The 22,581-nt window shown below is 61.8% G+C and carries 17 protein-coding genes; 12 read left to right on the top strand and 5 right to left on the bottom strand.

Annotated elements, in window-relative coordinates:
- The first annotated feature begins 58 nt into the window (after window positions 1–58).
- Entirely contained in the window at window positions 59–985 is a 927-nt protein-coding gene (locus tag B5G43_RS09325) for a selenium metabolism-associated LysR family transcriptional regulator (RefSeq protein ID WP_087260557.1), read from the top strand.
- Between the two features lie 50 nt (window positions 986–1,035).
- Here the strand turns inward: B5G43_RS09325 and B5G43_RS09320 are convergent, their stop codons facing one another.
- Entirely contained in the window at window positions 1,036–1,995 is a 960-nt protein-coding gene (locus tag B5G43_RS09320) for a LysR family transcriptional regulator (protein ID WP_087260555.1), read from the bottom strand.
- 172 nt (window positions 1,996–2,167) lie between these two features.
- On the opposite strand from B5G43_RS09320, the gene B5G43_RS09315 reads away from it, so the two are divergent.
- Together B5G43_RS09315 and B5G43_RS09310 are read left to right on the top strand one after the other, a co-directional pair.
- Complete coding sequence (locus B5G43_RS09315) at window positions 2,168–3,400, top strand: MFS transporter (RefSeq protein ID WP_087260553.1); 1,233 nt, start codon at window positions 2,168–2,170, stop codon at window positions 3,398–3,400.
- Window positions 3,401–3,427: 27 nt separating this feature from the next.
- Window positions 3,428–4,723, top strand: a complete 1,296-nt coding sequence (locus tag B5G43_RS09310; RefSeq protein ID WP_087260551.1) for an amidohydrolase family protein — start codon at window positions 3,428–3,430, stop codon at window positions 4,721–4,723.
- An 83-nt stretch (window positions 4,724–4,806) separates the two neighbouring features.
- Here the strand turns inward: B5G43_RS09310 and B5G43_RS09305 are convergent, their stop codons facing one another.
- Window positions 4,807–5,643, bottom strand: coding sequence for a PocR ligand-binding domain-containing protein (locus B5G43_RS09305; RefSeq protein WP_087260549.1), 837 nt, complete (start codon window positions 5,641–5,643; stop codon window positions 4,807–4,809).
- A gap of 166 nt (window positions 5,644–5,809) precedes the next feature.
- Here B5G43_RS09305 and B5G43_RS09300 point away from each other — a divergent pair, with 166 nt between their 5' ends.
- From B5G43_RS09300 to B5G43_RS09285, 4 genes are read left to right on the top strand one after another with little or no spacing between them, the layout of a single operon-like run.
- Window positions 5,810–6,793 carry an aldose 1-epimerase family protein gene (locus B5G43_RS09300; protein ID WP_087260547.1) on the top strand — a complete coding sequence of 328 codons (984 nt, stop codon included), beginning with the start codon at window positions 5,810–5,812 and terminating at the stop codon, window positions 6,791–6,793.
- A 31-nt stretch (window positions 6,794–6,824) separates the two neighbouring features.
- Window positions 6,825–8,234, top strand: a complete 1,410-nt coding sequence (locus tag B5G43_RS09295; protein ID WP_087260545.1) for a hypothetical protein — start codon at window positions 6,825–6,827, stop codon at window positions 8,232–8,234.
- A 3-nt stretch (window positions 8,235–8,237) separates the two neighbouring features.
- Window positions 8,238–9,701, top strand: coding sequence for an FGGY-family carbohydrate kinase (locus B5G43_RS09290; RefSeq protein ID WP_087260543.1), 1,464 nt, complete (start codon window positions 8,238–8,240; stop codon window positions 9,699–9,701).
- 5 nt (window positions 9,702–9,706) lie between these two features.
- Entirely contained in the window at window positions 9,707–10,543 is an 837-nt protein-coding gene (locus tag B5G43_RS09285; RefSeq protein ID WP_087260539.1) for a class II fructose-bisphosphate aldolase, read from the top strand.
- Window positions 10,544–10,639: 96 nt separating this feature from the next.
- Here B5G43_RS09285 and B5G43_RS09280 read toward each other — a convergent pair whose 3' ends face one another.
- From B5G43_RS09280 to B5G43_RS09270, 3 genes are all read right to left on the bottom strand, one after another.
- Window positions 10,640–14,116, bottom strand: coding sequence for an S-layer homology domain-containing protein (locus tag B5G43_RS09280; protein WP_087260537.1), 3,477 nt, complete (start codon window positions 14,114–14,116; stop codon window positions 10,640–10,642).
- A gap of 40 nt (window positions 14,117–14,156) precedes the next feature.
- The gene (locus B5G43_RS09275) at window positions 14,157–15,602 is read right to left on the bottom strand and encodes a helix-turn-helix transcriptional regulator (protein WP_087260535.1); all 1,446 of its coding nucleotides are present in this window, start codon (window positions 15,600–15,602) and stop codon (window positions 14,157–14,159) included.
- 217 nt (window positions 15,603–15,819) lie between these two features.
- Complete coding sequence (locus B5G43_RS09270) at window positions 15,820–16,509, bottom strand: D-lyxose/D-mannose family sugar isomerase (RefSeq protein ID WP_087260532.1); 690 nt, start codon at window positions 16,507–16,509, stop codon at window positions 15,820–15,822.
- A gap of 327 nt (window positions 16,510–16,836) precedes the next feature.
- On the opposite strand from B5G43_RS09270, the gene B5G43_RS09265 reads away from it, so the two are divergent.
- The 5 genes from B5G43_RS09265 to B5G43_RS09245 all read left to right on the top strand — a co-directional run bounded on the left by B5G43_RS09265 (window position 16,837) and on the right by B5G43_RS09245 (window position 22,573).
- Window positions 16,837–17,910, top strand: a complete 1,074-nt coding sequence (locus tag B5G43_RS09265; protein WP_087260530.1) for a GntR family transcriptional regulator — start codon at window positions 16,837–16,839, stop codon at window positions 17,908–17,910.
- A 31-nt stretch (window positions 17,911–17,941) separates the two neighbouring features.
- Window positions 17,942–18,829 carry an N-acetylneuraminate lyase gene (locus tag B5G43_RS09260; RefSeq protein ID WP_158097393.1) on the top strand — a complete coding sequence of 296 codons (888 nt, stop codon included), beginning with the start codon at window positions 17,942–17,944 and terminating at the stop codon, window positions 18,827–18,829.
- A 76-nt stretch (window positions 18,830–18,905) separates the two neighbouring features.
- Complete coding sequence (locus B5G43_RS09255; RefSeq protein ID WP_087260524.1) at window positions 18,906–20,492, top strand: ABC transporter substrate-binding protein; 1,587 nt, start codon at window positions 18,906–18,908, stop codon at window positions 20,490–20,492.
- Window positions 20,493–20,699: 207 nt separating this feature from the next.
- Complete coding sequence (locus tag B5G43_RS09250) at window positions 20,700–21,659, top strand: ABC transporter permease (RefSeq protein WP_087260522.1); 960 nt, start codon at window positions 20,700–20,702, stop codon at window positions 21,657–21,659.
- A gap of 20 nt (window positions 21,660–21,679) precedes the next feature.
- Complete coding sequence (locus tag B5G43_RS09245) at window positions 21,680–22,573, top strand: ABC transporter permease (protein WP_087260520.1); 894 nt, start codon at window positions 21,680–21,682, stop codon at window positions 22,571–22,573.
- The last annotated feature ends 8 nt before the right edge of the window (window positions 22,574–22,581 follow it).

Below are 22,581 nucleotides of genomic sequence, written 5' to 3'. Positions count from 1 at the left end.
CCGCACTCTGCCGCAGGTGATCGCTCACCTTCCTCGCGCGGATTGGAAAGGTGCCGTTATGAATTTCTCTCAGCTGGAGTCCTTTATTACCGTAGTGCGGCTGCGCAGCTTTTCCTCCGCAGCAAAAAAGCTGCATTTCTCTCAGTCCACCATTACTTCGCATATCAATGAGTTGGAAAAAGAGCTGGAACAGCAGCTGCTCTTCCGGAATACCCGCGGCCTCCATCTCACTGAAATGGGGCTCCATTTCTACCGCTTTGCCGTGGCCACAGTGGCGCGGCGGGATGCCCTTTTAGCCGAGTCACGCAAAGGGAAAGGACAGCGCAAAGTCCTGCGCATTGTGACTTCTTCCATCCCGGGCCGTTTTTTCCTGCCAGCCAAACTGGCAAAATACCAACAGACGCATCCAGATGTCTTTTTCAAGATCATCCCCAGCGACAGCCGGAGCATCACCGACAATATGACCGAGCATCAGGCACACATTGGATTCTGCGGCGCAGAGCGGCAGGATAAAAACTTCCTCTACCGCCCGGTCTGCACGGACCATCTGGTCGTTCTGACCCCCAATACCTCGTTTTATCAGCAGCTTGACCGCAGCCTCTCCTTCCCGCAGCATCTGCTGCTCTCGCTGCCTATGATCGCCCGGGCTCCCACCTCCGGCACGCGGATCGCCTTTGAGCAGTACCTGTCCCGGCAGGGCATCCGCCAGCGCCCCAACATCATTTCGGAGATGGCGGACGCGTCCGCCATCCTGAACGCGGTCTGCGCCGGGATGGGCATCGCCGTTCTCTCCGCCTATGAAGTCCGCCGGGCGGAAGCACTGGAAGAAGTCCTCTGTTTCCCACTGGATGGGCAGGCACAGCGCAGTTTGTACATCGTGAAGGGAAAAGAGGATATGCTGCTCCGGTTTGAGTCCGACTTTTATCATTTTATTGTCGATCCGCCCGATCAGCTTCCAGACGATGGTTCCTTCCTCCAGCACTGAACAAACCTATTAACGGAGGCCCTGCAGCCATATTGGCTGCAGGGCCTCCATTATTCTGTATGATAAGGCGCCACGCTCTCTCCACTCAGAATCGTCCGGATCTCCTCCAGCAGCGGCGGTAAAAACCAGGGTGTACTGTCCTCCTCCCGGGTGAGGCATCCGAACTCGATCTTTCCCACCGGAGGACAGGGGATCTGGGTCAGGTGATAGCGCCGGAGCGTGGCCGGCGGCAGATAACAGGAGAGGCTGATCCCAGCCGCCAAATACTCCAGCACAAAGTATTTTGTGGCCCGATCGCTCAAATGGAAAACACGGCTGAACTGGTGTTCCTGGATCCAGGGTAATTCCATCAGCTGGAAGGCCATTTTGTCGTGAAAAAGCTTATCATAATCCACCAGAACACATTGTCTGAGCCAGGAAAACGTGGGATCCGGCTCCGGCGGGAGAAACGGGTTGTCCTCCCGGGTGAGGAGATAGGCACACTCTGTACCAATGCGGGTGTAGTGCAGCTTTTCATACTCCAGCAGCCGCGCCATATTCCGTGCTACGACCTGTGGGAAATAGACCAGCCCAGCTGCACTGCGCCCCAGCTTGACGTCCTGCAGCACATGCTCCATATCCGTCTCATAAAAGCTGATCTCCCGCAAGTCCTCCGCTGGACGCTCCGAATCCTTGGGAGCAAAGGCACGCAGGAAGGCGTGAGAGAACACATCCGAGTCGATGGCCGATACTGTTATCCGCCGGGATTGAGACGCTCCCTCGGCATAGAAATTCTCGACCTCGGTAAAACGCGCCACGATAGGACCCACATCCGCGAGAAACCGCCGTCCCTCCTCGGTGGGGGTGACCCCGTTCGGGGTACGGAGGAACAGCGGAAACCCCAGCTCCTCCTCCAGGCGTTTGAGTGCATGGCTGACATTGGGCTGTGAGGTAAAAAGCGCCTTGGCCGCCATGGAAATGGAGCCGGTCCTGCTCACCATCACGGCGTAACAAAGCCAGCGGAAATCCACAGACCATTCCTCCCATCGTCCGGCATATGCCCTTCCGGGCTCGAAACCGGTCCGGGTAAGGGCACAGCTATATTAAATATTTATAGTCATTATATCATCTGGGTATTACCACGTCCAGCCGGAATCCCGTTATAATGAACATGCCGGCAAACCAGAAAAAGGAGGAACTTTAGTGAAAGAGCATACAAGAGGTCTGTATTACGGCTGGTGGATCGTCGTAAGCGGCTTCCTCATCATGGCGCTGGTTTATGCCAGCGTGGTCTCCTGCCAGGGCCTGTTCATCAAACCGGTCACCGAGGATCTGGGCATCGACCGGGCATCCTTTGCGATCTCGACAGCCTGTATGGCGCTGGGCCTCATCGTCGGTTCCCTCTTCGCCGGACGTCTGATCCAGAAGTTGGGCGTACGCGTGGTCATGGGGATCTGCTGCCTGCTGGTGGCGGCGAGCCTGTTCGGATTTTCCCTGTGCCGCGCCGTGTGGCAGTTCTACCTTTTTGGCGCGCTGTCCGGCCTTGCGCTGCCCGGCATCACCACCATCCCGGTCTCCGTTCTGGTCAATCACTGGTTCGGAAAGCAGAAAAAGGGATTGGCCATGAGTCTGGTATTCGCCGGCAGCGGCGTCGGCGGTATGCTGCTGACCGTGCTGCTCAACAACATCATCAACCGCTTCCACTGGCGCACCGCCTATCAGATCAACGCGGTCCTCATCGCGGTGATCGTCCTGCCGCTGATCCTCTTTCTCATCGTGGAGACCCCCGCTCGCAAGGGCTTGGTGCGTTTGGGCGATGTGCCGTCGGAGGACCAGCACGCGGTCACCGGCATGGGTGCCGCGGCCGCCAAGAAGAGCGGAGTATTCTGGATGCTCTTCCTCTCCGTTCTGCTCATGTCTCTGGTCAATGCGGCGCTTCTGAATCACCAGATCCCCTATCTCTCCGACATCGGCTTCTCCTCTTCGGCCAGCGCCACCCTGGGCGCAGTAGCGGTGGGGTCTCTGACCGTGGGTAAAATCGTTATCGGCACGCTGCTGGATCGGGCCGGACTGATACGCGGAGCATTTCTGGGAAATCTAGCCTTGCTGCTGGGTCTTGTGATTCTGATCTTTGTGCAAAAACAGCATGGGATCATCTGGCTGTACATCATCTGCTACTGCCTGGGCGCCTCTCTGCCCACGGTGGCTCCCCCGCTGTTTGTCAGCACCCTGTTCGGCGAGCGGGACTACGCCGATCTGGTGGGACTCATCAATGTCTCCACCGGTCTGGGCGCCATCGTCGGCCCCACCCTCTGCGCCAAGATCTTTGATCTGAACGGAAGCTATCTGGCGGCCTGGGTCCTCTTTGCCGTGCTGGCGGCGGTGACCCTGGTACTCCAGAACATCTGTCTCGCTCCGGCCCGCAAGGACCGCTGAGCACTACTTTGGAAAGGAAGGTCTCACATGGGAAAAACGGAACGGATTTTGCTGCACTGCGGCAAGGTTTTTGACGGCATTCAGGAGCGGTATCTGGAACAGGCCGACATTCTGGTGGAGGGAAACCGCATCGTCCAGGTGGAGCAGGGCATCCCCGCCGAAGCCGCCGACCGGGTGATCGACCTGTCGGACAAGGTGGTCACCCCCGGACTGATGGAGATCCACGACCATGCGGTGGGATACCACAACGAGAATGTGCCCGCCATCCTGAACGAGTTCCTGCTCAAGACCCCCACCTATCGCGCCCTCGGTATCCTTCGGCACCTCAACGAGCTGCTGGAGCACGGCTTCACACTGGTGCGGGACTGCTGCTATGTGGAGCGGGGCTGGACCTGTGTGGACATCCGCGACGCCATCTCCGCCGGCATCGTGGACGGCCCCCGCTATGTGGTATGCGGTCACAGCGGCGGCATCGACGGCGGTCACACCGACCTGCGGCAGTTCATCTCCGACCCCGATGTGCAGCCGGTGGCCCAGTCCCCCAATCTGGGCAGCGGTGCAGCCCATTTCCAGAAATGGGTGCGCACGGAGTTCCTCCACAATGTGGACTTTATCAAGTTCCACATCGACGGCGGCTTCGCCACGCCTCACGATGACCCGGAGCACCGACATATGTCGGAGGAAGAAATTCAGGCCATCATCGAGACGGCCCACAGCTGCAACCGGAAAGCCACGGCCCACATCTACGGCGACGAGTCGGCCCGCCTGGCCATCCAGCACGGCGTGGACGGGATCGAGCACGGCGCGCTGCTCTCGCCGGAGACCTACGATCTGGCGGCGGAAAAGGGCGTGTACATCGTCCCCACCATGTGCTTCTTCGACCGCGGCGTGTTCCTGGATGAGGACGAGCTGAGCCGCGTGCCCGCCTATATGGCGGAAAAGTACCGCATCAAGCACGAAAAGCTCTGCCGCAGCCGGGAGGCACTGGTGCGGCACATCGAGAACGGGACCCTGCTGGTGGGCTACGGCACGGATCTGGGCGCGGTGGAGCCCATGCTGCCCGCCTGGCGCGAGTACGAGACCATGGTGCGCTCTGGTGTCACTCCCTTTAAGGCCCTGAAGGTCGCCACCAGCAACAGCGCCAAGATCGTGGAGCGCCCGGACCTGGGCCATCTTGCGCCGGGCAAGCTGGCGGATATCGTGGCCTGGGATCAGGACCCGGTGACCGAGCTCAAGGCTCTGCGCTCCTGTGCCTTTGTCATGAAGGACGGTAAGGTCGTCAAGGAGGGAGAGCGGGTCTATAAAACCGGGCCCCGGCTGTAATTCATCGTCTCCTCCTCATCAATAAAACAGCGCGACAAGCCCCCGTACCGAGTGAATTCGGTACGGGGGCTTGTCGTTTCCGTTCACTTGCCGCGGCGGAACGCACCGGGCGGCGTGCCCACAGCCTGGGTGAACACATGGATGAAGTAATTATAGTCGTGGTAGCCGCACTGCACCGCGATCTCCGCGAGGGACAGCTCCGGCCGCTCCTCCAGCAACTCCTTGGCCAGCTTGACCCGCAGGGCCCGCACATGCTCCGAGATGCCGCACCCGTAGAGCTGCTTGGCGATCTGGTAGAGCTGCGTTTTCCCGATCTGAAAGCGGCGGCAGAGGTCCGCCGCCCGCACCCGCTCGGTGAAGTGGGCCGAGAGGTACTCGTCGATCTGGACCGCCAGGTGGTCGCTCTGCAACGTGGCCATCCGCTCCATCACCAGGTAGGAGGCCACCGCTAAAAGAATTTGTGTGGCGGAGCGCACATACTCCGGCTCCAGCCGCGGGCGCTCCCGGCTGGCCTGTTGGAGGGCCTCCAGGTCCAGAGGCAGGCCCTCGCAGCAGCGGCGGATCTCCGCCCAGCCGCTCTCCCGGTCCGGGTAGGCGTACACATGCCCGAAGAGGAGATAGCCCACCAGCACATCGTGGACGATCAGCGGCGTCACCGCCTCGGTGAGCCCCGCGTGGCAGCGGTAGATCTGGGTCTTTCGCTCCCGGGCTGCCCGCTCACAGGCGGCCTTGTCGCACCGGACGCAGGCCCGCTCCCCCGCCTCGCAGCTGCGGATGATTTGACAGAACGCCGGGATGTCCTCCGGGTAGGAGCACAGCTCATTCCGGTCCTCGTCAAAGACCGTGATCCGGATGCGGGAGAGCTGATAAAAGTCCTTCAGAAGGCCCTGGAGCTTGGTTTGGTCAAAGACGGAGATCATGACGTCCACCCCACAAACTGCACAAAATCTTACGCTGAAATTGTACCACGCCCGCGAACAAAAATAAAGAAAAAAGAACGATCTTCCCTATACGTTCCCGGGGGCCCTTTCTATAATAGAGGCAAGGAAGAAACTCCATCCGCTCGCAGAAAGGGAGGAATATCCGATGGACGAACTGCTCCGGCAAGGCTATTTGGGAAACCCCGCTCAGCTGGTGACGCTGCGCCGGGTAACGGTGAATGAGGGAACGGCAAAAGGCACTGAGCTCATCCAGGTCCACACCGCCGGTGGGCTGGCGCTGGACCTCCTGCCCGACGCGGGACTGGACATCGGCCAGTGCCGCTATCGGGGCGTCAACATGAGCTGGATGAGCAAGAACGGCTACGACAGCCCCGCCGCCATCAGCTCCCACGAGGACGAATTCGTCCACACCTTCCCCGGCGGGCTCCTGTACACCTGCGGCCTGCGCTCGGCGGGCCCGGCCAACCGGGACGGCGGCGAGTGGCACCCCCTCCACGGGCGCTACCACTCCCTGGCCGCCGACCATATCTCCGCCCGGGTGGAGGGGGAAGAAGTCGTCGTCCGGGGGACGGTCCGGGAGACCGCCCTCTTCGGCCCCGTGCTGGAGGTGGAGCGCACCATCCGCATCCCCGTCTTCGGCGCATCTGTCACCGTGGAGGACACGGTGACCAACCGCACGCCCCGGGACGAGGCGTTCATGCAGATCTACCACTGCAACTTCGGCTATCCGTTGTTGAGCGAGGAGGCCAGGCTGATCCTGCCGCCGGAGCGGGAGACCATCCCCCGCACGGAATTCGCCAAAACCGGCCTGGGCCGGGAGTGCACCTTCGATCGACCTATCCCCGGTGAGGAGGAGCGGGTCTTTTTCCAGAAGATGAAGCGGGACTTCCGGGCCCGGCTGGAAAATCCCGCCCTGGGGGTGGCCATGGACCTCACCTGGTCGGGAGACACGCTCCCCATCCTCTCCCAGTGGCGCAGCATGGCCAGCGGCGACTATGTCCTGGGCCTGGAACCCACCAACTGCTACATCATGGGCCGCCACGACGAGCGGGAAAACGGCACCCTGCCGGTGCTGAACGCCTTCGAGAGCGTCCATCACACTGTAAAAATCACATTTGCACAGCTCTAAGATCCAAATGACCGGAAAAGGAGAGAGTAACATGGCAAAACCTATGACCTTTGCATTGGCCTTCTGTAACCGCGGCTTTATGCCGGGAGAACTCATCTACGGCGCCCGGGAGGATATGATCAAAGCCGTCACCGACGCGGGCTATCACTACATCGCCATGGACGCGGAGCTGACCCGCTACGGCGGCATCGAGACCCGGGACGAGGGCCTGCTGTACGCCAAGTGGCTCAAGGAGCACGAGGGGGAGTATGACGGTGTCATCTTCTCCATGCCCATCTTCGCCGACGAAAACGGCGCCATCACCGCCCTCCAGGACGCGGGGGTGCCCATCCTCATGCAGGCCTACCCCGACGAGATCGGCAAAATGGATTTCGCCCACCGTCGGGACGCCTTCTGCGGCAAGTTCTCGGTCACCGACGTGTTTACCCAGTACGGCGTGCCCTTCACGGTGCTCAAGCCCCATGTGGTGCACCCCCTGAGCCCCAAGTTCCAGGAGAACCTGCGGGACTTCGCCGCCATCTGCCGGGTGGTCAACGGCATGCGCCGCTTCAACCTGGGCTGCATCGGCGCCCGGACCACCGCCTTCAAGACCACCCGCTTCGACGAGATCGCCCTGCAGAAGTACGGCATCAACGTGGAGTCCTTCGACCTGAGCGAGCTCTTCCACACCGTGCAGCACATGGCCGACGACGACCCGAAGGTGGTGGCCAAACGGGCCCATCTGGAGGCCTACACCGACTTCTCCCGGGTGCCGGAGACCAACAAGAATACCCTCGCCAAGGTCTCGGTGGCCATTGACGGCTACATCGAGGCCTACCACCTGGACGCCCTGGCCCTCCGCTGCTGGAACGAGATGGAGCAGGTCCTGCGCATCTGCCCCTGCGTGCTGCTCTCCGAGCTCAACGACCGGGGCATCGCCGCCTCCTGCGAGATCGACATGTGCTCGGCCATCACCATGCGGGCCATGAGCCTGGCCAGCGAGCAGCCCACCGCCGTGCTGGACTGGAACAACAACTACGGCGACGAGGAGGACAAGGTCATCCTCTTCCACTGCGGCCCGGTGGCCCAGTCCCTCATGACCGGCAAGGGCACCGTCACCAACCACAAGATGTTCGACAAGACCGACCCGGGCTCCGGCTGGGGCAGCAACGAGGGCCGCATCCGCCCCTTCCCCACCACCCTCTCCAACTGCCAGACCAAGGACGGCAAGATCATCGTCTACGCCTCCGAGGCGGAGTTCACCGGCGACCCCATCGAGGAGAGCTACTTCGGCTGCGCGGGCGTGTGCCACATTCCCCACATGGAGGATAAACTCATCCGGCTGGCCCGGGGCGGCTTCAAGCACCACACCAGCGTGGGCGTGGGCCACATGAAGGACATTCTGAAGGAAGCCTTTACCACCTATCTCCACTACGACTGGGTGGACATCGACCGGGACTGAGCTATGAAGATCGCAGGATTGGACATCGGCACCACCGGCTGCAAGCTGACGGTGTTCGATGAGAGCGGGAATCAGGTGGACAAGGCCTATCGGGACTACCCCGTGTGCCGCTCCGCAGGGACCCATGAGATCGACCTCTCCGCCCTTCTGGAGAGCGTGTACGCCGTTCTCCACGAGCTGGGTCCCAAGTACCCGGACCTCAAGGGCATCGGCGTCACCAGCTTCGGAGAGACCTGCGTGCTGGTGGACGGCGCAGGGACGCCGCTCCACAACGCCATGCTCTACACCGACCCCCGGGGGGCGGAGGAGTGCGCGGAGCTGGTCCACAAGCTAGGCGCGGCGCGCATCGCGTCCATCACCGGCCTTGCCCCCCACGAGATGTACTCCATCTCCAAGCTGATGTGGCTGAAGAAGCACCGCCCGGAGGTCTGGGATGCCGCCAGACACATCCACCTCATTGAGGATCTGGTGGTCCGGCATCTCACCGGCAGGGCCCAGATCGACTACTCCCTGGCCAGCCGCACCATGGCCTTTGACATCCACACCCTGACGTGGAGCAAAGAGGTCCTGGACGCCGCCGGCATCGACCCCGCCCTTCTGAGCGAGCCGGTCCCCACCGGCACCCCCGCCGGGACGGTGACTCCGGAGGCCGCCCAACGGACGGGCCTCAGCCCCGCGTGTGTCATCGTGTCGGTCAGCCACGACCAAGTGGCCGCCGCTGTGGGTGCTGGAGCCTTCGACGGCAGCGTGGCGGTGGACGGCGCGGGCACGGTGGAGTGCCTCACCCCCATCTACGACCACATCCCCGACATCGAGGTCATGCGCAAGGGCTTCTTCTCCGTGGTGCCCTATGTGGTGCCCGGCAAATATGTGGCCTACGCCTTCTCCTACACTGGCGGGGCCCTGATGCAGTGGTGCATGGAGACCTTCGGAAAGGGCGAGACCAACGAGACCATGGAGCGCGCCTACCACGGTGACGCCCCCACCGGCCTCCTGGTGCTGCCCCACTTTGCCGGGGCCGCCACCCCCTACATGGACACTGGCTCCAAGGGAGCCATTCTGGGGCTCACCACTTCCACCACCCCGGCAGAGCTCTACCGCGCCTGCATGGAGGGCGTGGCCTATGAGATGCGCCTCAACTACGAGGCCCTCCTGGGCTCCGGCATCCGCTTTGAGCGCCTCCACGCCACCGGCGGCGGCGCCCGCTCCAAGGTGTGGATGCAGATGAAGGCGGATATCCTGAATCTCCCCATCACGGCCCTGCGGACCGTGGACGCGGGCACCGTGGGCTCGGCCATGCTGACCGGCGTGGCGGTAGGGCTTTTCACGGACCTCCGGGAGGCCGCCGGGCACATGGTACAGGAGATGGAGACCTACTACCCCCGCCCGGAGCTGCACCGGGCTTACATGGTAATTTACGAGCGGTACAAGGGCGTTTATGACGCCGTCCGCCCACTTGTGAGGTAAGAAAGATGCTTGTCAATCTGGTTGAGATCCTGAATCTGGCGGAGGAAAAACACTTCGCCGTGGGCGCGTTCAACACGCCCAATCTGGAGTGCATCCTGGCCGTGGTGGACACGGCGGAGAAGCTGAACGTCCCCGTCATCCTCTCCCACGCCCAGCTGCACGAGGACGTGGCCCCTCTGGACAAAATCGGCCCCGTGATGCTGGAGGCCGCCCGGCGCGCCAAGGTGCCCGTCTGCGTCCATCTGGACCACTGCGAGACCCTGGACTACATGGCCCGGGCGCTGGAGCTGGGCTTCACCGGCGTGATGTACGACGGCAGCACCCTCCCCTATGCGGAAAATCTGGAGAACACCAAGAAGGCCGTGGCCATGGCCAAGGGCTATAACTGCGGCGTGGAGGCCGAGCTGGGCGCCCTGGCCTCCCGGGAGGGCGGCGGAGCCAGCGCCTCCGGCCCGGTGTACACCGACCCCGAGCAGGCGGTGGAATTCTGCGAAAAAACCGGCATCGACGCCCTGGCCCCCAGCTTCGGCACCGCCCACGGCATCTACAAGTCCAAGCCCGTGCTGGACCTGGAGCGGGTCAAAGTGATCGCCCAAAAGACCGGCCTGCCCCTGGTGATGCACGGCGGCTCCGGCGTCTCGCCGGAGGACTACCGCACCGGTATCGCCAACGGCCTGCGGAAAATCAATTATTACAGCTACATGTCCAAGGCCGGCACCCAGGCGGTGAAGGAGCTTCTTGCCCGGGAGGACATTACCTTCTTCCACGATCTGGCTCTGGCCGCCCAGAAGGCCATGCAGTCCGACGCCGAACAGGCCATGCGGGTCTTTGCGGGGCTGTAAGCCTCTCCGCGCTCCATTTCCGAAAAAATCCCCCCGGATGCAGCAAGCACTGCATCCGGGGGGATTTTTCGCTCTGGCGGTGGGTTCCGACGGGCGTTACCACATCTCCAGAATCTCCGATGTGGTACGCAGGATCAGATTGGAGTCCTCGGCAACATTCCGTGTGCCGCTGGCATCCACCAGGGTGGTGGCGTCGGAGCAGTAGCAGGTGGAGTCCTCGCCGTGTCCCACTCCATAAGCTATACTGCCGGAGTAAGGGTCAGTTGGTACGAAGTAGGTGCCGGTGGCCGTGATACACGCGCCGGTGTTGGCGCAGCCCTCCAGTGTGCCGGACCAGGCGCATACGCCCGCCGCACGGGTCGTGCCTTTGGTGGTCTTGGCGGTGATGTTGGCCGTGTTCAGGCAGTCGGTGAGGTAGATATCCTCATAGCCGTTACAGTAGCCGCAGATGCCGCCCACATAGGCCCGCCGTGACACTTCGTAGTAACCTCCGGTCACCTGGACGCTCACGGTGGCCCGGTTGATGCAGTTCTCCAGGACGCCGACTGTGTCGGCATAACCGCAGATGCCGCCCACACCCCAGCCACTCATGTCCAGAGTCAGGGAGATGGAGCCGGATACGGTGCAGTTGCGGATGGTCCCGCTGTTTCGACCGCAGATACCCCCGATGCCTTGGCTAAGGCTGCCATTATTATTGATGGCCGTGCTGGAGCGGATGGTGCCGTTAAAACTGCAATTTTCAATCAGGCCGTAGTTTATGCCGCAGATCCCGCCGAACTCCGAGGTGCCCTCGTCCTCAAAAACCGCCGTGCCGGTGACATTCAGGTTGCGGATGGTACCGTAGTTGCTGGAGATGACCCCGCCGAAGAACTGATTGCGCTGGTTGATCCGGAGAGTGTGTCCGCCCCCGTCCAACACGGTGTCTTTGGTCAAAAGTCCCACGACAGAACGGGGATAGTCGGTCAGATCCAGGTCGTTAGCCAGCTTGTACTGGCCGCTCTTGCTGGAAATGGCGGTCAGGTCCTCGGCGGTGTAGATCAGGGTGTACTCCCCGTCCTGCTCCGGCTGGGAGGGCTCCACCGGCTGGCTGGGCTCCGGGTCCACTGGCTGGGTGCTGCCCCCGGCGGCGGTCATGCGGATGGTGCCCAGATCCACCGGCTCGTTCAGGCTAAGAATCTTGCCGCTGCCCAAATCGGTCATGGTCTCATAGCCGTTGCCCGACAGGCGCAGCGTATACAGCACCAGGCCCGCCTTGCCCATGACCTGGAAGCTGCCGGTGCTGTCGGTGGTGGCGGTGCCGTAGACATTGCCCGACTTGGCGGTCAGCTCGGCCTTCACCCCCTGGATGGGGCGGCCGGTGGCGTCGTCCACCACCTTGCCCTTGAAGCCGTAGGTGCCCCGGTAGAGCTCGATCTCTACACTTTGCCCGTCCTGGCTCACGCGCACCGACTGATTGACCGCCGTATAGAAGCTGGCCGAGGCCTCGATCTTATACTCCGTGTTGAGGGTGAGATCCGTGGCCGTCTCGGTGGCTGTGCTCTGATTGGAAAACCCGTCGGATTTCTTCCACACGGTGGTCCCGCTCTGATTTTTTACATGGATATTATAGAGCCCCAGGTTTTCGCCATCGGCGCTCTTGACCGTGATCTTCAGGGCGCCCCTGGCGGAAGGCGTGAGGGTCACATCGTGGGTGGCCACCTGGGTGTAGAGCAGGTCCTCCTTGTCGGCAAAGCCGTCGGCCTGGACCAGAAGGGTGTAGCTGGTCTTGTCCCAGCTGCACGGCAGGGAGTAAGAGCCGTCCGAGGCGGTCTTGGCCGTGGCCAGCGTCTGGCCGCCCGCTTTCAGCGTGACGGTGGCCCCCGCGATGCCCACGGAATTCTGATTGAACACGGTGCCGGTGAGCTGGGAGGAGCTGACCAGGTAGACCAAGCGGTTGCCCTTCACCTGGAAGGTGGCTCCGGCATAGGTGTCCTGCTTTCCGTTGACCGCCTTTGTGGCATCGGTGTAGGCCACGGCGACACTCTTTCCCTCCATGAGGGAGCGGAAGTAGGCGGTGGTGCAGGAGCGGTCATAGGTGGTCTGGACGGAGGCGGTGTAGCCGCTGACGGTCTCCGCCCCCGCAGCCAGCAGGGCATTGGCCAGCTGGTCGTTGGAAAGGGCGTCACAGCAGCACAGGTGGACCAGGGAACCCTCCAGCCCGTAGGAGCCGTAGATGCCGGTAAAGAAAGAGGGAAAGATGATGTACTTGCTGTGCTTGGAGTTCGTGCCGTCAGAGAAGCCAATATAGCCCTGATTCAAAAGATTCTGATAGGTCTGGTTCTTGGAGCTGGTGACCGCCTCCTCCAGACAGATGACCGGGGTCCCATTATAAAGGGCACCATGGGAGTTGACCACCACCACGGTGGGATCATCCAGACTCCGGAAGTCGGCCACGGTGGCTTCGGCCCGGTAGTCCACGGTCAGATCGGGCCGGGTCTCCGCATTGCCCAGAATCCCGATCAGGTCCAGATAGGTTTCGGTGTAAGTATTCGTGGTCTTGGGGAAACCGGAGAGAATGACGGCCTTCTTTCCGGAGAGATAGGTGCCGTTGGAGGTCTGGGTGGTGGTGCCGGCGTAGACCTCACCCGCGGGAGCACCAAAGACGGAGACATCCTCCTCTTCCTGCAGCTCGTACATGCAGAGAATACCAGTGGCGCTCTCAAAATAAAAGACGTTTTCGGTCTGGTTCCAGCTCAGATCCTGGATGGTCCCCTCGTCCTCACAGGCGCGGAAGTAGTTGAAGATCTCGTTGGCGTACTCCCGGCGCTGGCTGTCCGTGGTGGCGCTGACATAGTCCTTGGCGTAGCCGGTGAGGGTGCTGTCCTCATAGAGGGCGATGATGGCCTTGCTGTCCTCCGCGAAGGTGACGGTCTCCTCCTGGGCGGCGGCCAGGGCGTCCATCAGGCGCACAAAAAGAGTGGCCGCCTCGGAGCGGAGGGCGGTGGCGCCGGGGCGGAAGTTGCGGTTCTGGTCACCGGCGAGGATGCCGGTGCGGCGCATGAGCTCCACCCCCTGGCGGGCCCAGTTGGACACCTTGCCGCTGTCCCGGAAGGAGGAGACGGTGTCCTCCCCGTCCGGCAGCTCCACATCCAGAAACTCCAGGTACCGGGCCAGGATGGAGGCCATCTGCTCCCGGGTGATGGGGTCGTCGGAGCCAAAGGTCCAGGTGCCGTAGCCGCTGACGATATCATGCTGGCTGGCCCAGTTCACATAGGGCCCGTACCAGCTGTCTTTCGGGGCGTCCACAAAGGCGGTGCTCTGGCGGTAGTCGTCCGGGTCCACCTGGTGGAGCCGGCCCAGGATGGTGACGAACATGGCCCGGGTCAGGGTGGTATCCGGGGAAAAACGGTCCTCAGATGTGCCGGCCATCAGGCCCTCCTCACTGGCCCGGCGGACATAGTCGGCGTACCAGGCGCCGCTGCTCACATCCCGGAAAGCGGCGGCCTGCGCGGTGCCGCCCGGCGCGCCCAGGGGCATCACGCCGCCCAGCACCAGAATCAGTGCCAGGAACAGGCTAAATACTCTGCGTTTCATTCCTCTCTCATCCTCCAATGGTGCATGTATTGTGAAACCGTTATCCGGCGGTCTCCCGGGCCAGGCGCTCCAGCGCGGCGGCGGTCTCCTCCCGGCTCAACGCCTGGGGGCTGTCGGGCAGGTGGGTGAGCCACCCATGGAAGGCCCGGCACAGATTGGGCTCCCGGGTCTGGACCGAACAAAAGCCGTCCTGGAGCGGAAAGCGCTCGGTGGTGAAAAAGCCGATGCCCGAGCGCTGGGAGGTGTGCATGCTCAGATAGTCCGGGAAGGTGCCGGGCAGGAGAATCCGCCCGGTGATCTCACCTGCGCGGATGAGCCGGGCCATCTCGGCCATGAGCTGCCGCCGCACCTCCGGCGGGAAAGGCGCGACGAGGTCGGTAGGGAAATCGTCCAGGGACCCGGAGGCGGCAAAGCGTTCCAGCCCGCTCTGGGTAAAGAGGGTGTGGAACCGCTCCGCGGAGCGCAGGCCCGCAAAACGGCGCCGGGCGGTCTCCTCCAGGCGGTCATAGAACGGCAGCCCCGGCCGCAGGTACTGGCCGATGACGGTCTCGTCGTAAAAGCGGCCAAAGCAGGGCTGGTCCATCACCATATAAAAGCCGTCCGCGTCGGTGCAGCGCTGATAGGACTCCAGGATCTCAATGGGGTCGGCGGTGTACTGGATCAGCTCCCGGCACCGACGCAGCAGGGACTGGAAGTGCCGGCGGTAGCCGGTGACCTGATCGGAGCCGCGCAGGAGCATGGCGTGCCGCCCGTCCTCGGACAGGCACACGACGCAGCTGTGGGTGACCAGAAAGTAGGGAAAGGGGTCGGTATAGCGGGCGGTCAGGGAGTTATCGTAGTAGTAATAGGGGTGATAGTGCCGCTTGGACAGGAGACACAGGGGGAAAATGCGGCAGAAGCACTCCAGGTTGTGGAGATTGATGTCCTCGGCCGCGCCGGAGGCGTCGAAGGCGATGATCTGGCGGATCTCGGCGGTGACCGGTCCGTCCAGATAGCGCCGCCGCAGCTCCGCGTTGAGAAAGACATCCGAGGGCGGCACGGTGAGATCCACCGACGCATCGGGCCGCCGCAGCTCCTCCGAGAGCACCATGCGCAGCAGCGGCTGCACGTTGGTGACCCCGGAGAAGATGGAGCGGTCGCCCGCATAGCCCTCCAGATCCACCAACAGGCGGGTCTCCTCAAAGGGCGGCGCGGAGAAATCCAGGTCCACCAGGTCGGCCAGGAGCTTGTCCACCAGCTCTCTGGACCGGCGCAGCCCCTCTTTTTCAAACTGGGTGTCGTAATAGGCCCGGAGGCGCTGCTCCTCGCTGGGCGACAGCCGCAGATGATCGATCAGGGCGTCCAGGGCGTCGTAGGGCAGCACCCGCTGACCGGTCAGGGTCTTGGAGATCGCGGTCCGCTCCACGCCGGAGATCCGGGACAGCGCGGACACCGACCACTTTTTGGCCTGAATGAGCTCCCGCAGATATTCACTGAACAGCAGCATGGGTCCTCACCTCGTGTCGGATTGGGTCAACCTACGTTCAGTATAGCACAGGAAATTCCAGCCACGTGTGCATGAAATGATTTTATTTCGTGCACAGTTCTTTGCACAGGCGCGGCGCCCCAATTCCGGGACATACGCCGGGAACACCAAAGGCCCCGGGGATGGTTCCCCAGGGCCTTTGGCGGCAGGTTCTGTTTCGATATGGACTTTCTGAAAATCAGTCCCGGGCGGCCGGGTACTCGTTGCAGAGCAGCCGGTAGGGGGGCTCGTCCTCCTCGATCTCCGGGAAGCGGCCCATGGGCGGGTTGAAGCGGTTGTCGGTGTTGTCGTCGTTGCACTGGCTCACCTCGCCCAGCAGGACGGGGCCGGTGCCGGGCTCCACCGAAAAGTCGTGGTAGAGGAACTGCTGGACGTGGATGCTCTCGCCCGGGGTCAGGCGGATCTGGGTGCCGGCGGGGACGGTGTAGGTCCGCCCGTCGGTGTGGACGGTCACGTCGGACTCATAATCAATTTCTTCGTTGGGCAGGGAGTTATACACCCGGATGAGCACATTTCCGCCGCCCCGGTTGATGATGTCCTCGGTCTTGTACCAGTGGAAGTGGTTGGGGGCGTACTGACCCTCCTTCAGGTAGAGCAGCTTTTCCGCATACACCTTGGGGTACTTGTCGGCCATGGCGCGGTTTCCGTTGCGGATGGTGATGAGGGAGAAGCCCAGCTCGTCAAACTTGCCCATGCCGTAGTCGGTAATGTCCCAGCCCAGCATGCAGTCCCGGACCTCGTCGTATTCATGGCCGATGCTCTGCCACTGCTCCGGGGTGAAGTGACAGAAGGGGGGCAGATAGCAGCAGTATTTCTGGCACATGGCCTCCAGTTCCTTCAGCGCCCGATTGATTTCCGATCGTTTCATGTCCCGTTCATCCTTTCCATCCGATTCAAGATCTGCCCCGGTTCCTGACGGGGAAAATAGTTTAAATTTTTGTCCAAATTCCGTCTAATTTCCAACATATATATGTATTTTAAAGAAATGGTTTTCAAAAAGGAAGAGATAAAATGACCAAATTTGTCTCGGGATATTTGGCATTTCGAGCGTGCTGACCGTTTTATCGAAAAAGCTGACTGAAATGAATAAAATCTATTGAAATACTTTTCAGTTTAGTATATCATTTGCACAAACCACGGCAATAAAATAATTTAAATTCTATGCGTTCTATCGTATGCCAGAGGGAATATCTAGATGAGATACCAGGAAATCAAAGAACAGCTGATTCAAAAAATCAGTCAGCTTGAGCCGGGCACACGGCTTCCCTCCCGACCGACGCTCTGCACCCAGCTGGACACCAACCGCACCACCCTGGACCGGGCCATCAAAGAGCTGGAGAGCGAAGGCGTGCTGTACTCCCGCAACGGCAGCGGCACGTATGTCATCGGACTAGTCAAAGGCAAAGTGCAGACCACCGAGAACTGGGGCATCATCGTACCCAATGTGATGGACCATGTCTATCCCTCTCTGGCCCGGGGCATCGAAAACATCGCCTGCCGGCACGGCGCCAACGTCATCCTCTGCAATTCCGACGATGACGCGGAGAAGCAGAATCGCTACATCAAGCGCCTGCTGCTCTCGGGCGTATCCGGCTTCATCATCGTCCCGGTGATCGCGGGCAGCGCCGAGCTGACCTCCCACCTGTACGGGGCCCTGCTGGACTCCCAGATCCCTTTCGTGTTCTGTCACCGTGGTGTGGAGGGTGTCCGGGTCCCGGTGGTCAAATCCAACGACTTCTACGGCGGCTATCTGGCCACCCGGCACCTGCTCAGCCGGGGCTACCGGAACATCGCCTATATCGCCCGCTTTGAATACAGCACCAGTGTGGAGCGTTACCAGGGCTATGTGAGTGCCCTGCAGGAGTACGGCCTGCCGGTGCAGCGCGGGCGCATCTTTCTTCCCCAGGAGGAGATCCCCGACGGGATCTATCGCTTCACCTCCCGGCTGCTGGCGCAGGACACCGCGCTGGACGCGGTATTCTGCTTCAACGACTATGTGGCGCAGGAGGTCTGCCGCGCCGTCCGGGATGCGGGCAAGCGGATCTCGGGCGAGATCGGCGTGATCGGGTACGACAATCTGCCCATCGACATCTCCTCCTCCCCCAAGATCACCTCTCTGGCCTTCAAAAGCCTGGAAATCGGTGAAAAGGCCGCTGAGATTCTCTACGAAATGACCCACCACCAGGCCGGGGAGGAATTCCTGAAGTACTATCTGTTTCAGCCTACCATTATGGTCCGGGAGAGCTGTCTCGGACTGGATGGAAAATAAGTCAGTCAATTTGGGAAGGGAAGAATGTATCGTGAATGAACAGTACCATGGCATCTATGCCGCGCTGGTGACCCCCTATACCGGCGACGGCAAGGTCAATTACGATGAGCTGCAGAAGCTGGTGTGCCACCTGATCGACCAGGGGCTGGACGGATTCTATGTCAACGGCAGTACGGCGGAGGCTTTCCTCCTCTCCTCCGAGGAGCGGGAGAAGATCCTGGAGGCCGTCACCGAGGCCAATGCCGGCCGCCGGAAAGTGATCTGTCATGTGGGCACCATCTCCACCGACGAGGCCATCCGCTACACCCGCCACGCCGAGAAGGCGGGGGCCGACGCGGTCTCGGCCATCAGCCCCTTCTACTACAAATTCAGCACTCGGGAGATCATCCGCTACTACAACGACATCATGGGTTCCACCGCTCTTCCCATGTTTGTGTACAACTTCCCCAACTTCTCCGGCTTCTCCCTGACGCCGGAGGTGCTGGAGGAGCTGGCTAAGAACACCAACCTGGCCGGCGTGAAGTTCACCAGCTCCGACCTCTTCCTCCTGGAGCAGATCAAGACCGCCCACCCCGAGATGGCGGTGTGGAACGGCTTTGACGAGATGCTGGCCTCCGGCCTGACCGCCGGCGCCGACGGCGGCATCGGCAGCACCTACAACTGCATGCCCTGGCTGGCCCGGAAGGTGTTTGACGCCTTTGTGGCCGGGGATCTGACCCAGGTCCAGGACAAGCAGCGGCAGATGAACCAGGTCATCAAGGTCATCTGTGCCCACGGCGTCTTTGCCTCGGTGAAGGAGATCCTGGAGATGGAGGGCTTCCACCTCAATGGGGTGCGCCGCCCCTTCACCCCCATGGACGAGGCCGGACGCAAGGAGCTGCGCCAGGTCTACGAGCAGTACATCCTCCCCAACCGCTGAGAAAACCCCGCCAACCTGTCCGTCCTGCGTCTCCGGGGAGACGCTGACCAAAAATCAAAACTAAGGAGGAACTGAAATGAAACGAATTCTTGCACTCGTCCTGGCGCTGACCATGGTGTTGGCGCTGGCCGCCTGCGGCGGCAAGCCCGCTGAGACCACCACCGGCAACCCGTCCGAGAGCTCCGGTCAGACCCAGACCGGTGGAGACTCCCTGCGCATCGTCCTGTCCACCAACGACGGCTCCACCACCGACGACCGGGTGCCCACCCCCTGGATGAACCACAACCTGGCCACCAACCTGATGTTCCGCACCCTCCTGCTGGCCGACGCCTCCCTCACCGAGACCAGCCCCGACCTGGCCGAGAGCGTGGAGGTCAGCGAGGACGGCCTGACCTACACCATCACCCTGAAGGAGGGCCTGAAGTGGTCCGACGGCGAGCCTCTGACCGTGGATGACGTCATGTGGTCCATCGAGACCGTCATGACCGCCGTGCGCCGCAACAGCATCTACTCCGCCGCCTTCGGCATGATCGACACCATGACCGCCGACGGCAACGTCATCACCATGACCCTCACCAGCCCCTACTCCGAGATGCGCAACATCCTGGCCCAGTTCGCCATCCTGCCCAAGCACTGCCTGGAGGGCGAGGACGGTGAGAGCATCGATACCTGCTCCTACTGGACCGATCCCGTGACCTCCGGCTACTACATGGTGGGCGAGTTCAACGTGGGCAACTACTTCACGCTGGTCCCCAACCCCAACTATGAGGGCACCGCCCCCAAGATCCAGAGCGTTACCGTCTCCTTCGTCAACGACTTCCTCACCGCCGCCCAGTCCAACTCCGCCGACTTCCTGTACGGCAACGCCACCGACCTGGTGGAGGGCATGGCCGCGCTGGACAACTACACCTCCATCCCCGTGGACGTGCTGTTCTACAAGTACTTCATCTTCAACATGAAGGGCATCGACGGCAACCAGAACGAGGCCATGCAGCCTCTGGCCGTCCGTCAGGCTCTGGCTGAGGCCATCGACCGCGCCACTCTGGCCACCCTGTACCCCAACGCCACCGTCATCAACAGCGGCGTGCCCAACGACCACGAGGCCTACAACGGCTTTGAGTACACCTTCGACGCCGAGAAGGCCAAGGCCGATCTGGCCGCCTCCGGCTACGACATGAGCCGCACCCTGAAGATCTGCTACTACAACAACGACCAGACCTCCGTGGACCTCATCAACACCGTGGTCTACTACCTGCAGCAGGCTGGCCTGACCGTGGAGGCCACCCTCTCCAACGACGGCACCACCGACCTGTTCACCACCCGCGACTACGACATCGGCTTCAAGGGCCTGAGCTCCTTCTCCATGGGCGAGTGGTACGCCGAGTACGCCAGCAACAGCGCCACCTTCGCCAACATCTTCGGCGGTGACACCACCTTCGATGCCGCCATCGCCGACTTCAACGCCGCCATCACCACCGAGGAGCGCAACGCCGCTCTGACCGAGCTCCAGGAGCTGGAGCAGGCCAACCTCTACAAGTTCCCCCTGTTCACCATCGGCAACTATGTGTATGTGAACAACCGCGTGGTGCTGCCCGAGGGCGTGGAGTTCTGCAATCCCCTCTTTGTCAATGACATCGACTACGAGAACTGGACCCTCAGCTAACCGTTCCGCAGGCAGCCCTGCCAGACAAATCACATAAGTCAAAACAAGGCGCGGGGCCTTCCGGCGAGTATCTCCCCGGAAGGCCCCGCCGCTCTATCCGGCGGGCGACCGGGGGCATACGGACGGTATGCCCCGCGCCCTTTTTCCGCAGCCGGAGACCATTTTCAGAAACCAGAAAAACACGGAGAGAAAGATGGGAGTGAGAGCATGCTCAAATTCATTCTGAAAAAAATCGCGCTGATGATCCCCATGCTCCTTGTCATCAGTCTGATCGTATTCCTCGGCCTGCGCGCCACCGGTGTCGACCCCATCACCTACATGGTGTCCATGGAGGTCCAGGCCCAGTCGCCCGAGCTGGTGGAGGAGCTGCGGGAGAGCCTGGGCCTGAACGACCCGCTGCTGGTGCAGTATGTGCGCTGGCTGGGCGACCTGGTGCGGGGCGACCTGGGCTACTCCTTTGAGGGGCAGAAAATCGCGGACATCATCGCCGTCCGATTGCCCTACACCCTGGAGCTGTCCGGCTATGCCCTGCTGTTCAGCTCCATCATCGGCATCGCCATCGGCATCGTCTCCGCCATCCGGCAAAACGGCGTGGTGGACTACATCGGCCGGGTCTTTGCCGTGCTGGGCCAGGCAGTGCCCCAGTTCCTGGTGGGCATCCTGCTCATCCAGCTCTTCTCCATCAAGCTGGGCTGGTTCCCGGCCGCCAACCGGGTGGACCCCAACGCCACAAACGCCTTTGTGGACGCCTTCCTCCACCTGTTCCTGCCGGTGGCTACCCTGACCATCGGCATGGTGGCGGTGCTGATGCGCTATGCCCGCAACACCATGCTGGACGTGCTCAACAGCGACTACATCAAGACCGCCCGCTCCAAGGGTATCCCGGAGTGGAAGGTCTACCTGAAGCACGGCTTCCGCAACGCCATGAAACCGGTGCTCATCATCCTCATGTTCCGTATCCCCGGCCTGATCGGCGGCTCGGTGGTCATCGAGACTGTGTTCTCCTACCCCGGCATCGGCCTGACCATGACCAACTCCATCGTCTCCAATGACTACCCCACCGTCATGGTCATCACCCTGATCATCGCCGCGGTCATGCTGATCTGTTCCTTTATGGTGGACGTGCTCAACGCCCTGCTGGATCCCCGTGTCCGCCTGGGTGAATAGGGAAAGAGAGGAGAAACGCTATGAGTGAAGTGACCAATGTCAGCATCAAAGAGCAAAACAAAAGTGCCGCCTCCTCTTTGCTGAAAAAGAATATCCGCAAGTTCCTGCGCAATAAACTGGCGGTCCTGGGCCTGGTGATCGTGGTGGGCATGGTGGCGGCCTGCGTGGCCTGTGCCATCGCGGGCGTGGACTACGCCACCCCGGATCTGACCAATATGAAGAGCGCCCCCGGCAACGGCCATCTCTTCGGCACCGACACCATCGGCCGTGACCTCTTCGCCCGGGTCATGTTCGGCGGGTGCTACTCCATCTTCATCGGTGTGTTCTGCTCGGTGGTCTCCGGCATCATCGGCGCGGTGCTGGGCGCCATCGCCGGCTACTTCGGCGGGAAAGCCGACATGGTACTGGTGCGCATCTCCGAGCTGTTCCAGACCTTCCCCCAGCTGGTGCTGGTGATGATGCTGGTGGCCATCCTGGGCACCCGGGGCATGGTGAACATCCTGCTCATCTTCGTCTTTACCGGCTGGATGACCACCTTCCGCATGGTCCGCAACGAGTTCCTGAGCCTGAAGGGCGAGACCTATGTCAAGGTCTGCGAGGCCTTCGGCATGAGCCGGAGCAACATCATGTTCAAGCAGATCCTGCCCAACGTCATGACCCCCATCATCGTCTCCACCACCACCAACGTGGCGGTCTACATCCTGCAGGAGGCGTCCCTGAGCTTCATCGGCCTGGGCATCCAGGACAGCACCCCCACCTGGGGCAACATCCTCAACGCCGCCAAGAGCGTGGCCGTGGTCACCAACCAGTGGTGGATCTGGGTGTTCCCGGGCCTGGCTATCACTCTGTTCGTCCTGGCCATCAACTTCCTGGGCGACGGCCTGCGGGACGTGCTGGACGCCAAGCAGCAGTAAGGAGGGGC

It is taken from the genome of Flavonifractor sp. An92, assembly GCF_002159175.1.
GTDB lineage: Bacteria > Bacillota > Clostridia > Oscillospirales > Oscillospiraceae > Pseudoflavonifractor_A.
Note: the sequence above shows the minus strand (reverse complement) of the source record. Positions and strands in the feature narration are given on the sequence as shown.